8 protein-coding genes are annotated in these 14,819 nt (G+C 35.1%); all 8 read right to left on the bottom strand.

Annotation, left to right across the window (positions count from 1 at the left end):
• Positions 1–5: 5 nt before the first annotated feature.
• On the bottom strand, positions 6–920 hold the full coding sequence (locus AAFP94_RS05780; protein ID WP_316661556.1) for a glycoside hydrolase family 16 protein: 915 nt from the start codon (positions 918–920) through the stop codon (positions 6–8).
• A 25-nt stretch (positions 921–945) separates the two neighbouring features.
• Positions 946–2,361 (bottom strand): Ig-like domain-containing protein, encoded by a 1,416-nt coding sequence (locus AAFP94_RS05785; RefSeq protein ID WP_316661557.1) that lies wholly within the window; start codon positions 2,359–2,361, stop codon positions 946–948.
• A 12-nt stretch (positions 2,362–2,373) separates the two neighbouring features.
• Positions 2,374–5,523 (bottom strand): glycoside hydrolase family 2 TIM barrel-domain containing protein, encoded by a 3,150-nt coding sequence (locus AAFP94_RS05790; RefSeq protein WP_316661558.1) that lies wholly within the window; start codon positions 5,521–5,523, stop codon positions 2,374–2,376.
• Positions 5,524–5,906: 383 nt separating this feature from the next.
• Complete coding sequence (locus AAFP94_RS05795; protein ID WP_316661559.1) at positions 5,907–7,010, bottom strand: glycoside hydrolase family 16 protein; 1,104 nt, start codon at positions 7,008–7,010, stop codon at positions 5,907–5,909.
• 97 nt (positions 7,011–7,107) lie between these two features.
• A complete protein-coding gene (locus AAFP94_RS05800; protein WP_316661561.1) occupies positions 7,108–8,022 on the bottom strand; it encodes a glucan endo-1,3-beta-D-glucosidase in 915 nt (304 codons plus the stop codon).
• A 40-nt stretch (positions 8,023–8,062) separates the two neighbouring features.
• Positions 8,063–10,117, bottom strand: coding sequence for a PKD domain-containing protein (locus tag AAFP94_RS05805; RefSeq protein WP_316661562.1), 2,055 nt, complete (start codon positions 10,115–10,117; stop codon positions 8,063–8,065).
• 17 nt (positions 10,118–10,134) lie between these two features.
• Complete coding sequence (locus AAFP94_RS05810) at positions 10,135–11,619, bottom strand: RagB/SusD family nutrient uptake outer membrane protein (protein ID WP_316661563.1); 1,485 nt, start codon at positions 11,617–11,619, stop codon at positions 10,135–10,137.
• 9 nt (positions 11,620–11,628) lie between these two features.
• Positions 11,629–14,661: a SusC/RagA family TonB-linked outer membrane protein gene (locus tag AAFP94_RS05815; protein ID WP_316661564.1), complete on the bottom strand. Its 3,033-nt coding sequence runs from the start codon at positions 14,659–14,661 to the stop codon at positions 11,629–11,631.
• Positions 14,662–14,819 lie beyond the last annotated feature (158 nt).

A 14,819-nucleotide genomic window follows, 5' to 3' on the forward strand; every position in this document is an offset into this window, starting at 1 on the left:
TATTATTAGTTATTGTCATACATATTTTTATATACTCTTACATAATCTACCAACATACTTTGAGGAAAAGTTGTATTGGCATCTGGTACTCCTGGAAAATTACCTCCAACAGCTAAATTGATTATAATGTAAAATGGCTTATTATACACCCATTCACCCAAAGCTCCTGGATTATCTGGGTCTTCAGGTGTTATTTCAAGATCAGCTGGTGTTATTTGATTATATAAGGCGTCATCTACATAAAAATTGATGTATTCTGGACCCCATTCAATGCCAAAAATATGAAACCCATTATCGAAGCGATCGTTTTGTAAATCATAGCTTTTAGTAATCTGCCCTTGAGGATCAGTAAGCCCTGAATAACCAGGTCCATGAACTGTACCACTTACGCTAGTTGGTTCTTGTCTACGATATTCCATTATATCTATTTCACCGCACAAAGGCCAATTGGAATCAATACGTTCTCCAACACCATCGCAATCAGCACCCAAAAGCCAGAATGCTGGCCAAAGACCAGATCCTCTAGGCACTCTGATTCGCGCCTCAAATCGTCCATACTTTTGTTCAAACAATCCTTTGGTGGTAAGTCTAGCAGAAGTATAAGAAGCGCCATTATAATCTTCTTTTAAAGCAGTAATAAGTAACACTCCGTTCTCTACTTTTACATTTTCACTTCTGCTTGTATAGTATTGCAACTCATTATTACCCCAGCCATCAAATCCAGTTCCTGTATCATAACCCCAAATAGAGGGATCAGGAGCACCATCAACATCAAACTCATCTGCCATGATCAGTTCGGTAAATGTAGTCACCGTCTGTGTATTGTCAGTTTCGCAGTCTGTGAACATAATAAATGAAATCAATAAAAAAGAGTAAAAAACGAGGGTTTTGCTTACTGTATATTTTTGAGAATTATTCATCTTCTTGTTTTTTTATTTAGTTTGATTATCTATAGTAATAAATGTTGTCAACAAATATATTTGAGATCGTAGCATCTGAAATAAAGAATAACAACCCTATTCTAGTTAGATCACCCATTCCAAAATCAGCAATAGGTATATCTAAACCAACCCATTGATCTTGTACAAATGAGCTTGCTCCAAACGGTATTGTACCAGAAGTTTCATTACCTCCAACATCATTAATTAGCTGTATGTTGATATAGTCACCACCATCAATTGGTTCATTGACCTTAATGTCTATATGAAGGTGTGTCATGCTAGTGATATTGACAGGTGAAACATCAAAAAATGTTCCTATGCCCACAAAATTCAATTCTGTATAATTAATAATCATGTCTCCATTAAAATCTAATGGTGGAGCCCCTCCTTGCGTTGTTTGGAAAGGAGCAAAAAATCCATTATAATAATCTACAGGAACATTATCATAAGCATCACTAAATATTGAGATTACATTTGCCGCATCACGGCTAGGTGGTTCTGGAGCTGCTTCAAAACTTCCAGAAGATTCGATAGTTAATGAGCCCACCGCTTGAACACCAGCTAGAGAGGCTGTAATTACAGCAGTTCCAGAATTTAATACAGTTACAAGACCATCTTCACTTACACTGGCAACACTTGGATTTGTAGATTCAAAACTAAAATAAGAAGGATATGTTGCGACAAGTTGGTCTTCTCCTGATGGCAGATTAAAAATACATGCAGATCTTTGTAAGTCGTCAATAGTTGTACCTATGAAAGAGTTCATTGTAACATCTTCTCCTAACATAATTATTGGCAATGGTTGCCCTACAGTACCTAGCTTTTCAAACTGTAATTCGTCTATCCAAAAAGTATATCCATAACCATTAGTATTCCGTGTGCCAGTGGAATAACTGAACATCCCCCTTTCTTCAAAAAGTTTTGAAGGATCCGGTATTGGAATAATATATTTGGTCCAAGAAGTACTTAAGTCTACATCTGGAATAACTGCAACGAATTTATCTTCCAAAAAATCCGTACCAAAACCAAATTGTCCAATTGTAACACCTTGGGATGCTTTAGCCCAAAATGTAAGTACATCAAATTCTGTCAAATCACGACCAGCACCATCAACTCTAAAAATCGCTCCAGCATAATTACCTTCTGGATCGTTAGCGTTAGGTACGTCAAAACGCATTGATGAGGTACCTTTATAACTTACTTCATCATCTACAGACCATGCAGTTGGTTTAGAGCCCTGATAAGGAAAATAAAAGTCACTTCCCATACCAATTGGACTATCTGTAAAGATTTCTCCTACCTTTGAAAATGTAGCAAAAACTACCTCGTCTGATAAATCTCTTTCACAGCTAACTAAAGCAGTGAAAAGCAACGCTTGAAGGCATATTATTTTCAAATAAATAAATTTTATATTTTTCATTTTCTTTATTTTTTATTTTCCGATATTGATATGTATGTATGTCCTGATTTCCCATTCCTGACCTTTATCAAAACCTACTGGACTTAATATGGGTTCTGGAGGGAAAGTATTTGGTGGAACAGCGGTTGGAGCATATCGATTTGAATACTTATCAAGGGATCTCCAAGTTCCACGAATTCCGATTTTTGTATCAGGTAAAATGAACCAATCTGGTTTTCCAACCGTTGTAGATAAATCCAACATTAATTGTACTGGATAAGTTAGGTTGAAATCCCTGTGATAATCAAACGGACCCCAATCGTCAATCTTAAAAGAATGAACCAATTTAATCTTATTATAAATTAACCTGATATCTCCTCCTAGACGAGTAATGAGTCTTTCATCACTACCATTTGCTTGTCCATTACCAGCATAAAGATTTGCAATGATTCCTAAATCAGGATGAACCTTTGAAACAATTCTAGAATGCACTTCCCAAAGGTCTTCTGCAGGAGCAGCGTTTGGAAACGCAAACGATGTACGATCATCCAAAAATCCAATAGCTGCATCCATAGTTGTTGGATGGTGACGATAGACAAAACCCAAATTTAGGGATAGTGGTGCATCTTCCGATCTATCATTATCCCACTCATAAAACCATGTTCCAGGTGTAGGGTCAAAAGTGAACAGAATTTCTCCAGCAGTGGTTTCCCTATTGGCCCTCACCGCAAATGGGTCGTCTTGAATGTTTCTTAATCTACCTGGTGCTTGTACATCATTTGGCATGGCTTCAACAATGGGTTTTTGCCATAAAAAGTTAGGAGCTATTTGGAAGTTACCCAATGTTAAAGCGAAACCCGTTAAGAAATTAGTTTGATTTCCACTACCAGTATCTTTTAGCTTCCAACCAGTAAATGTTTGTGTTTGATCATATCCACCATTTGCAACCAAACCTTGTGCAGTTCCTTGGGCATACCAATTAAATTTTCCATTTTGATATGTAATTTTTGCCTTACCTCCCCAATTATCTTCGGAATTGATTTTATCAGTATAAATAATGTAATTACCTGACTGCCCCTTTGCTACCTGAAACTCTCTTCCATTTAATGGTTCACCTCCCCAAATTGCACCCAACTGAACATCGAAGTTTCCAAATTCTCTTTCTACTGAAATTGTCGCCCTTCTTGTTTTAGGTAATGGTATTGCAATGGATGTTACTGTTTCACTTTGTTCTGCTACATCTTCATGGAAAATAGCGGAAACATCGAAATGACCAATTTTTCTGTTATACTTTAATAAAACTGCAGGATTAGCTCCCCACCATAATTGGGGTCCAAAAGCAGCTTTTATTCCATCGAGACCCTTTTTTCCATCTATCTCAATTCCTGATATTACACCTTGGTATATATCAAGGTTTGGACCATAATTTGCTTCAGGATAAAGACCAAAAAAATCACCTTCATATCCCCAATGATAATGTCCAGTTCGATAAAAACCTCTTAAATCAAAGTCTTTAGCATTCCATTCAAACTCTGCATTATAGACTTGTACTCTATTCCCAGTAGTTATATCGACTGGACCATCTTCTGTATTAACACTCACTGGTCTTGCTCTATTTTCATAAAATATTTCATCAATAGGGTTTTCAGCAACATTCCCCAAAATATTTAAGTTTAAGTTGGCCCTCATATTAGATGAGGGGTTGCCTTCAACACCCACAAAATAGGATTCCATGTGATCAAACCCAAGCTTATTGGGATACTCATTGGTATCTGGATTTTCACTATCTGGAGTAGTAATTAAACTACCTCCAGTATTGAAAGTTGTAAATTCTGCTCTTAAATTACTTAACCGAAGTTTTTTATTACTTTCTGCCATTAAAGAAGCTTTGTCTCCTCGTGCTTTTAATACAGCATCCATAATTTGAATTCTGTCAAAATAATTATTGACAAAATCTAAAGTAACTCCTTCATCATATGGATTTAGTTGGTGAGCTTCCTTTAATGCATAATACGCTGCGCGAGGATACAGCTCATATAATCCTCTTTCGTTGGTTGGACCTTTAGCACAGATTCCAAACCATTCTTCATTCATGTTATTCTCTCCTTCCATATAATCTCTTAAATATCCTCCATTTGCCCATGATGCATTATTATCATGAATATCTGCATTTTCTCTCTTATCAAAGCCATATTTCCACCAACCATCACTAAATTGAAAGGTAAATCCACCAATTGAGTTTTCAGCTTTACCTAAACCAGCAGCATTTTGATAAATTTCCTTCCAGTTTTCAACCATGTAATACGCTTGAGAAAACTGGTCTTCCTTATTTTCAATTGCATTGAACGCATCAGCTCCAAATTCTGTAAACATTACTGGTTTATTAAGTTTCTGTTTAACAACTTGAAACATATCTGTAAACGATGGCCCCCGATAAGAATTAACGCCATATATATCTATGTCTTTACATTCTTCAGCAATAATATCTATGAATAGCACGTCGCCATTACAAATCGCCACAGGATGTGATGAATCTAAAGCCTTCATTTTTTTTGCAGCCTCATTCATCAATTTATACATAGGTCTTCCTCGGCTTTCTCCGATAAACTTCTTTTCTTCTTCACTATCAGGAAAATCTTCAGTTTCTGCTCCAGCCCAAAACAAACCGTAGTTATTTTCATTACCTAACAAGTACAATAATAGACCTGGTGTGTTTTTGTAATCCTTAACCAATTGCTCGATTTCATTCATTAGGAATTCCTGCGTACGAGGTTCGGAATAAACAGTAACTGGAGTCCAAACACCATCAAGAGTTAATCCATAACGTCCAAAAGAATGATTAAGCATGGTATAAATACCATAGTTTTCATAGATATACTTAATCCATCTCGCTGGTACTCCCGTATATTGGCGTATTACATTTACATTCATGTTTTTTAGAAGAGACATTTCTGTGTCGAGCCCGGCTTTAATAACATCATCGGATTTGTTCCAAAAATCGGCATTGACTGTATTGGTACCTATTGGTATATAATCCCAGTTCATTCCATTTATCATAAAGTCTTCACCGTTCACCACAAGCTTAACACCTCCATTAACCTCTTCAACTGAAACTTTACTTACTTGAGCCAAAACTGTAGCTGTAAATAGAAATAGAATTAAATTCAAAAAATTATTTCTCATAATATTTTTATTTAAGATTGTCATTGTCATACAAAAAGATCCCTCAACTTTAAACCTAACCTTTTATATTGATAAAATGGCAAAATACACCACTACAAAAAGCATACATAACAATAAAAAGCGAGTTATTTTATGAATTTCTCAAATAATTAATTACTTTAGTATGCTTTTATTAGACTTCACTTAAGGCTTTTCATTAATTAATAAAAGGATTGTTGTGGTAATGTATGGGTATTTTTTGGGTATGTAGCGTACTTGAAATTTCTTTGTATCATTTAAATGAAGTCTTAACACATTTTACTTTATTATTAAATTGGCTTGAAACGCAAATTCTGATAATTCAAAATGCAATTAGAGTTTTCAATACAATAAATTTTAAACGCTTATTGATAAACTCTTACATAATCTATTTCCATAGTATCCTCTGTAAATTCAGGGTCAATATCACCACCTAAAGTTCCGCCCATGGCCACATTTAAAATTATAAAAAATTTATCATGAAATGGTGAATTCTGAATTTCTGAATTGGCAATATTTATGGCATAATATTGTGTATCATCAACAAATATTTTAATGGTTGAAGCATCCCATTCCATTGAATAAATATGAAATTCTGTAGTGGCAGTATTTATAACAGTATTGAGACCATAACTTGCATTGGATGAGCTAGCACTATCAAGCCAGTGACATGTTCCTAAAATTGTGTTTTTATCCCATCCAGTTTGTTCCATAATATCTATTTCACCACATGTTGACCATCCTACAGTATCAAAATTTGCTCCAAGCATCCATATAGCTGGCCAAGTACCTAGCGAAGATGGTAATTTTGCCCTAACTTCGACCCTTCCATATTTGAATTCATACAAATTTTCTGATTTTATTCTTGCAGAGGTATATTCTCCATCTTCTGCTCGTGCAATAATTTTTAAAACACCATCTTCTACTATTACATTTTTATTTGTGCTTGTATAAGTTTGGACTTCATTATTACCCCAGCCACCATCTCCAAGATCATAAGTCCAGTTAGAAGGCTTTGGTGCACCACTATAATTAAACTCATCAGACCAAGTTGCACCAGATTGGTTATTTACTAAAACTGCAACAATTTTAGATGAGCTAATAACATTATTAGAACTTGAGTATGCAAAAACAGAAATAACATAACTATTTAATCCTACATTAGAAAATGTGTATTCTATATCTCCACTTTGGCTTTGTATTTCAACACTATTATCAAATTTAAACCCAAACTTTACTGCGTTTGTTGCTGTCGCAGTACATCTTACCTGTCCAGAACCATTTCCATTTGGATTATTTGCATCGGCACCAATAATTTCAACATTTAAAATGAGATTAGATGGAATAATCTCTTGTGGTCCTGGAGGTATATCGGGAGAATCATCTCCTCCATCAGAGCAGGATAACATTATTACACTAAATAAACCAAACACAAGCAATTGGGTAATATGTTCTATTTTTTTAAACATAAACTTTTCAATTGTGTCGTTATTATTTGAGTTGTGTATCGATAAAAAAGGAGCTCAATTTTTTAGCTCCTTTTTATATTTAACACTTAAAAAATCATTATTCAGGAACCAAAATAAACCACCACTCAAATTCATTATTTCCATCAGTGGTGCTTAATATCATCTCATCAGCTGATCGGCTAAATATCCTATATTTATGGTTACCTCCTGTATAATATCCAATAAAACCAAGTCCAGTTAAACTTATAGTTTCTACGCCTCCTGGAGCGGTTAAAGTATATTGTCCGGTATAATCGTCCAAAGGATAATTTAGAATATCAGCTCCATCTGGTGTTCCTCCTGCACCACCTAGCTCCTCAATTAGAACTTCACGGCCAAAAACGGTACCAGTTGGGTCGTCTCCAGATCCGTCATTCTCATTATTGGTTATGTGTTTAAATGTTCCATCTACATTGAAAATATATCGATCGTCATACATGCCTGTACCCTCTTTATCAAAAGCACCGGCACCATACCACTCACTAAGCGTTCCGCCTAAAACTGGTCCTAAACCAAAATGTTTAGCTTCTTCTGCTTTTATTCTCCAAGTTCTAGAGCTATTAGAATTTAACATTTCGACCAAATCTGCTGGAGGAGCATATGTAGCCAAAACCGTTACTTCTATAGTTTTGGTAGAGGAAATTCCTCCGGTTCCAAATGCACTAACAGTAATTTCATAGTTGTTTAAACCTAAAATCGAAAAATCATAGGTTTGTTTTCCACCAGGTGCTGATGAAGTAATACCATTATAATAAAATTGATAGGATATGGCATTATCTGCAGTTGCTGTAAAATGTACTGTACCACTTCCGTCACCATTTGGATTTGCAGCATCAGCTCCAACAATATCTACTTCTACCCGTATATTTGAAGGCACAATTAAATCTCCTACAGAAACATCATCTTCTTGACAATTAGTAAATATTAATGCTATTAAAAGCATAAATCCGATACTATATTTAAAGTTTTTCATGTTTATAAATTTTGTATTTAAAATTTTTTTTATGACAGTGCTAATTTGTTAAAGTATATTCATCAAAGTAATATATTGAGTCGTCACCGGCATTACCAAAATCGAAGAAAATAACGACTCTAATGTAGTCTGCAACTGGCGCTCCACTAAAATCATAAGTTAACTCTTCCCATGCATTTGTTGTACTCGTAAACAAATCTTGTTCGTGAACAATACTAGCATCACTGTTTTCTAATTTTAACTTTACCATAGCTCCATTTACTGGTGACCAAGTTTTTACGCTTATCTTGCTGTATGTTACAAGATCAAGAGGTGCAGCGGTTTCAAAAAACGTTCCTGCCCATACTTCTGATCCAGCTGTTTTGGTAAGTTGAGCCACATTAGCTGTTGTATTAATTCCGGAAATATCTGGATTTGCAATGACTTGAGTATCTGCTATATTTCCAAATACCGTAAAAGTTGGAGGTGTTCCCTCAAAATCCTGAAATATGGAGGCAGGTGGTCCACCATCATTATTTACCAATTCAATATCATCATAATAGTAAACTGAATCATCACCGCTATTACCAAAATCGAAGAAAATAACAATACGCACATAATCTGCCACTGGTGCACCACTAAAATCGTATAATAAATTCTCCCAGGTATTAATGGATGTAGTAAATAAATCTTGTTCGTGAACAATACTTGCATCAATGTTTTCAAGTTTTAATTTTACCATGGCTCCGTTTTTAGGAGACCACGTTTTAACGTTAATCTTATTATAGGTCGCCAAATCCAAAGGCGCAGCGGTTTCAAAGAATGTTCCTGCCCATACTTCTGAACCTGCTGTTTTTGTTAGTTGTGCAACGTTGCCACTTGTATTAATTCCAGATGCGTCTGGATTGGACACCACTTGAGTGTCAGCAATATTACCAAAAACTGTAAATGTCGGAGGTGTACCTTCAAAATCTTCGACCATAGAGGTAATAACTCCAGAAGGTTCTTTATAAAAATAAATATTATCAATAAAGACGGTACCTCCGCCAGAGAATGGGTCTCCAACATATTTTAATTGATGAATGTCACCAACTGTCAAACCTTGATCTGTCCAAGCAGAAATAGGAATATCAATACTAGTCCAGCCATTAGGTGTTAAATCTACCCAAACTGGTTTTTCTCCATTACTTACACTTATCAATGAAATTTCTACCCTAGACAATACATCGGCTGTCCAAAGATCAATGTGCATATATTCCATTGCTGTAAGGTCAACGGGAGCACTTAATTGATTACCTTGATAACTTAAATTGATATATTGCAACATCTCATCTCCGTTTAAATCAAACGTTGTCCAACCACTTCCACAACATCCGCCTTGACCCCAGTCAGGGAAAAAATCTGTGCCTGGTAAATCATCATATCTTTCACTGTATAATGATATTACATCTCCAACTCCTCTAGAAGGCTGTTGAGGTGCTGAAGCTAAAGGTTGCAGTATTGCAGTCACTTCAAACTCCTCTGTATATTCTGTAGTCTCAATGGCTGCTCCCATAACTACTATTCTAATTGTATAGGTTCCTGGGTCTTGATAAACATAAGAAACAGTTTCTCCAACATTGGTTGTTACAGGTGTATCATTTCCTAATTCACCGAAATAGACATCATAAGAAATTGCAAAATCGGCGTTTACAGTTACATTCACTTGTTTAGAAACTGCAGCGTCATTCTCTATCACCACATCCAAATTTTCTGGAGCATTAAATGACACTACCAATTCTTTTGTTATTTCACTTATAAGTCCAGTTATTCCAATAGCCTCAATTTTAACCGAATATGTGCCTTCGGCATAAGTATGAATAATATTTCGTCCTTGAATCACCTCAACTGGTTCTGAAGTATCATCTCCTAAATAGACCATATATTTTGTTGCTCCATCACTATTTGGCGTAATGGTTACTATTCCTGTATTATCTTGAGTCACTTGAAATACTGCCGTGACGTTTGTTGGTGGCGCAACGGATTTTAAATAGTCGAAATTGGCATCGTCGTCTGAACAATTTATAAAAGCCAATATTACGATACTACAGCTTAATAAATATTTAAATGTTTTCATAGTTGTATTTTTTATTTTTAGTATCCTGGGTTTTGAGACCATCTACCACCAGACAATTCTATTTCTTCTATTGGTATTGGAAATAATTCATGTTTACCTGCTACAAATCCATCTATTTCTTGTGCCGCTCTACCAGTTCTTACTAAATCAAAGAAACGGTGCCCTTCTCCTACTAGTTCTACTCTTCGTTCTTTATAAATGGCATTCGTTAAATTATTCCCTGTAAAATTTACATTAGGAAGCAATGCTCTACTTCTAACTTGGTTTAAATATGTTAATGCTCTAGTATCACTTATACCTCCACGATTTAATGCTTCAGCAGCCATAAGTAAAACATCTGCAAATCTAATGGCTCGGTAGTTATCAGGATTTGTTAATGCCGCATCCCCAATATTTAAATCCCCTAGACGTGCTATATATTTTCTGTTGAAATATCCTGTTTGTTCGTATCCAGCATCTTCTTCATAACTTGAACCTGGATTATCGATTATGTACTGTTCGATATCAAGTATAGAGGTTTCATAACGAAGATCGCCTGGTTCAAAAGCATCAACGACTTCTTGTGTGGGTACATTAAAACTATAACCTGCATCAAATTTTCCTGCAGAATCAACAAAGCCTCTTGGACCATTAAAATATACCGAATAATTGCCTTCAAGACATTGGAAACAATCAAAGCTTCCTCCATCAACATCAGAATACTGTACTTCAAAAACTGATTCTATATTATTTTCCCAATCGCGTTCAAACAAATTTGGGTATTCTACAGAGGTTAATAATCGGTGCGGACCATTATTTATTAAATCTTCCAGAACGTTTGCAGCTTCCGAAAATTTGTCTTGATACAAATATGCTTTCCCCAACAAAGCTTGAGCGGCAGCTTTAGTAACACGTCCTGTTCCTAATTGTGAATTATCTAAATTTGCTGCTGCAAAGATTAAATCGTCTTCAATTAAAGCATAAACTTCTGCTTTAGGTGTTCTATCTATATTAAATTGATCACCAAATTGAATGCGTTCATCAATTAACATCGGTACATCGCCCCACCATTTAACCAAGACAAAATTATAGTATGCTCTTAAAAATCTAGTTTGAGCAATCACATTGGTTTTATTAGGAAAATCTGTCTTATCTTGAAATTCCATAATATAGTTACAACGGTTTACCGCTTCGTACATCCATTGCCACATTGTTCTTAAACCACCATCACTTTGTCCAACTGGCGTATGAATCATATCATCTATTTGTTGAATATATGGCGAATCAGTAGCACTTTCTCCACCACACAAAGTATTATCTGAAGCAATTTCTCCAAATTGGTAAAACTTGGACATAGTTTGCAAATAATCATAAGCTGCAACCAAGGCCAGTTGATAATCTTCTTCTGTATTAAAGAAGGTTTCAGAATTTTGATCTTCAGAATCCACGTATACAAAATCGTCACTACAAGAAAGTAGCATAAGTAAGGCAACGAGGATATTTACAATTTTTAAATTTTTCATAATGCTTAATTAAAATTTTACGTTAACGCCTAATAAAAATGTTTTTGCGCTTGGATAAAAACCATTATCAATTCCGCCTCCAATAGGAGCGCCATTGCCAACTGATGGATCATAGCCTCTGTATTTAGTTAAAGTGACTAAATTACTTGCGGAAACATATATTCTAAACTTATCGAATAAAGGATCATCTTCCGAGTCATTGGAAAACGTGTACCCTAATTGTACATTTTGTAAACGGACAAAAGAACCGTCTTCTACATAAAAATCAGAAAAAACAGTATTGCCATTTGCACCAATCGTATGTCTTGGCGCCGAATTATTTGTACCTGGACCTGTCCAACGATCTAAATACCAATTAGGTTTATTTACTAATTGCTGATTACGTTCATAATTTCGTACTATCTCATTACCTAAAGATGCAAATGCATATGCTGCAAAATCAAACTTTTTATAATCCAACGATATATTAAGGCCCATTGTAGCATCTGGAATTGGATTTCCAAGATCTATTCGATCATCTAAATCAATAACTCCATTACCATCTTGATCCACAAATCTGAAATCACCAGGTTGTGGCGCTACGTCGCCCACTGCAGCATTATCGATCTCCTCTTGAGATTGAAAAATTCCATCGGTTTCAAAACCAATAAAATATCCTAACGGGAAACCAGCTTCCATTCTGGAAATTGCTGGTTGAGATATGCCAAATCCACCACCTTCAAGGTATTCGCCTTCTCCACTTACAGAAACTACTTCATTTTTTATTGCAGTAACATTATACTTAACACTAAAACTAAAGTCATCACTGAAGTTATCTGAATAGCCAATTGCAAACTCAAATCCAGTATTTTCAACTACTCCAGCATTTACAAATGGAGGTGCTCCAGTCCCAAGTAATCCAGAGATTTGAGGTGACACTAATAAATCTTCTGTTCTTCTTTTAAAATAATCTGTAGTGATATCCACTTTATTGTTTAAGATTCGCATGTCCAATCCAATATCCAAAGTTTTTTGTTTCTCCCATTTAATTTGAGGATTTGCAATTGGTCCGCTAGCAATTCCAAAAATTTGGTCTTCTTCATCATTTCCTCCGAAAAAATAAGTGCCTTCTCCATTTAGCAGTGATACAAATCTGTAATCACCAATTCTGTCATTACCTAAAATTCCATAAGATGCTCTCACTTTTAATAAATCGAAGAAATTACTATCACTCATAAAGTTTTCATCTGATGCTACCCATCCAATAGATCCTGATGGAAAATATCCAAATTTGTTACCAGGGCCAAATCTTGTGGAACCATCTCTACGAATCACAGCAGACAGCAAATACTTACCTTTGTAATCATATTGTAATCTTGCGAAATATGACAATAATCTACCATCGAATTTTGGATTACTTCCACGTTCTTGATAAATATCTTCTGGATCATTTATAAGAGCCTCTTGAGCATTTGCAACATCATTATCACGGATATTGTTTGCGGTTATTCCAGATAGAACACCAGTAGTTTTGAAAACAGAAGTTCCTAAAAGCACATTAACTTTGTGGGCATCTTTGAATGTATTTTCATATTTGATAAAACCATCGAATGTGTAATCTCTATATATGTCAAAACCTTCAAAAGCTCCATTTGTAACCGTATTAAATACTTTTCCAATTCCATAAAAATCTATTGGATCAAATGAAAAGGTTGTTACTTCGGCATAGTTGAACTGTATATTTGCTTCTGCAGTAAAATGATCTAGAAAGTTATACGATAGTCCACCGAAACCATTAAGCTTCATGACTTTAGTTCTATTGTACGTATTTGCCATTTGTGCTATTGGGTTAATGACCTCACCACCAAGTCCATCTGCTAAAGAATATTCACCATTTTCATCTCTTACGGGAATATTAGGTGCCATATTTAGAGCATTAAAAAGTACAGACCCTAAAGCATTTTCTGGAAGTCCTCTTTTATTTGTTCTTGTTAATGTAAGTCCCGATTTAAATTTAAAATTATCTAAAAAATCTAAATTATAGTTAGCAGTATTTGTGTAACGTGTAAAATTCGATTTATTCCCACCAACAATACCATCTTGAGTTAAAAAAGAACTGCTATATAAATAAGATGATTTTTCTCTTCCACCCTTAAGCGTAATGCTATGTTCTGTTATCGGTGCGGTTTGAAACACTTCATCCTGCCAATCAGTTCCTTCACCTAAAACCGATAAATCATCAAAAGGAGGAAGGCTACCTCCAGCGGCATAACCTTCATTAACTATAATACCATATTCCGTTGCATTTAATAAAGGTATTTCTCTTGTTGTTTGTTGAAAACCTATATAGCCATTATACTCAAGTGTTAGTGGCATATTTTTACGCCCCGTTTTAGTTGTAATTAAAATTACTCCATTTGCTGCTCTTACTCCATAAATACCAGCCGTTGCATCCTTAAGGATATTCATGCTTTCAATATCGTTTGGGTTAACAACACTAAGATCTTCAACAACATTACCATCAACCAATATTAGTGGTCTACTATCACCATTGGTTGACACACCTCTAATACTAATTGTTGAGCCACCTCCTGGAGTACCAGAGTTTGTTGTAACATTAACACCAGCAACCTGCCCTTGCAGAGCCTGTTCAATACGAGTCGGTTTTAAGGCTTCAATTGTTTCCGAACCTACAACAGATACGGCTCCTGTAATTTCTTTTTTAGTTTGAGTACCATAACCAATTACAACAACCTCATCAAGTGTTGCAATATCCGGTTCTAACTGAATATTTAAGCTTGAATTATCATTTACCACGACTTCATAGGTAAGATATCCAACATAACTAAAAGATAGAGTTGAACCAGGTTCTACATCAGATATGGTAAAATTACCATCAAAATCTGATACAGTTCCTTTTGTTGTATTCTTAACCAAAATGTTTGCGCCAGGAACTGGGAAACCACTTTCTGCATCTGTTATTGTTCCACTTATATCAATATTCTGCCCACTGGCATAAGTAAAGAAACACAGAGTTAGAATTTTTAGGAAAATTTGTCTCATCGGAAATCAAGTTTATAATTTTGTTAAAACTATGTAAACAAATTACGATAATGACAAACTATACCTCAACAAAAAATATACAAAATAAAAAAATAAGTGTTTTAATGCAAATTCCTTAAAATAACTGCTGATTTGATAGAAAATAGCAATAATATCAA

Source organism: Gilvirhabdus luticola (genome assembly GCF_040117515.1).
Lineage (GTDB): Bacteria > Bacteroidota > Bacteroidia > Flavobacteriales > Flavobacteriaceae > Gilvirhabdus > Gilvirhabdus luticola.

Excerpts from the sequence above, each read along its gene's own strand:
- AAFP94_RS05780 (WP_316661556.1), bottom strand. The coding sequence starts at position 920 with ATGAATAATTCTCAAAAATATACAGTAAGCAAAACCCTCGTTTTTTAC.
- AAFP94_RS05785 (WP_316661557.1), bottom strand. The coding sequence starts at position 2,361 with ATGAAAAATATAAAATTTATTTATTTGAAAATAATATGCCTTCAAGCG.
- AAFP94_RS05790 (WP_316661558.1), bottom strand. The coding sequence starts at position 5,523 with ATGAGAAATAATTTTTTGAATTTAATTCTATTTCTATTTACAGCTACA.
- AAFP94_RS05795 (WP_316661559.1), bottom strand. The coding sequence starts at position 7,010 with ATGTTTAAAAAAATAGAACATATTACCCAATTGCTTGTGTTTGGTTTA.
- AAFP94_RS05800 (WP_316661561.1), bottom strand. The coding sequence starts at position 8,022 with ATGAAAAACTTTAAATATAGTATCGGATTTATGCTTTTAATAGCATTA.
- AAFP94_RS05805 (WP_316661562.1), bottom strand. The coding sequence starts at position 10,117 with ATGAAAACATTTAAATATTTATTAAGCTGTAGTATCGTAATATTGGCT.
- AAFP94_RS05810 (WP_316661563.1), bottom strand. The coding sequence starts at position 11,619 with ATGAAAAATTTAAAAATTGTAAATATCCTCGTTGCCTTACTTATGCTA.
- AAFP94_RS05815 (WP_316661564.1), bottom strand. The coding sequence starts at position 14,661 with ATGAGACAAATTTTCCTAAAAATTCTAACTCTGTGTTTCTTTACTTAT.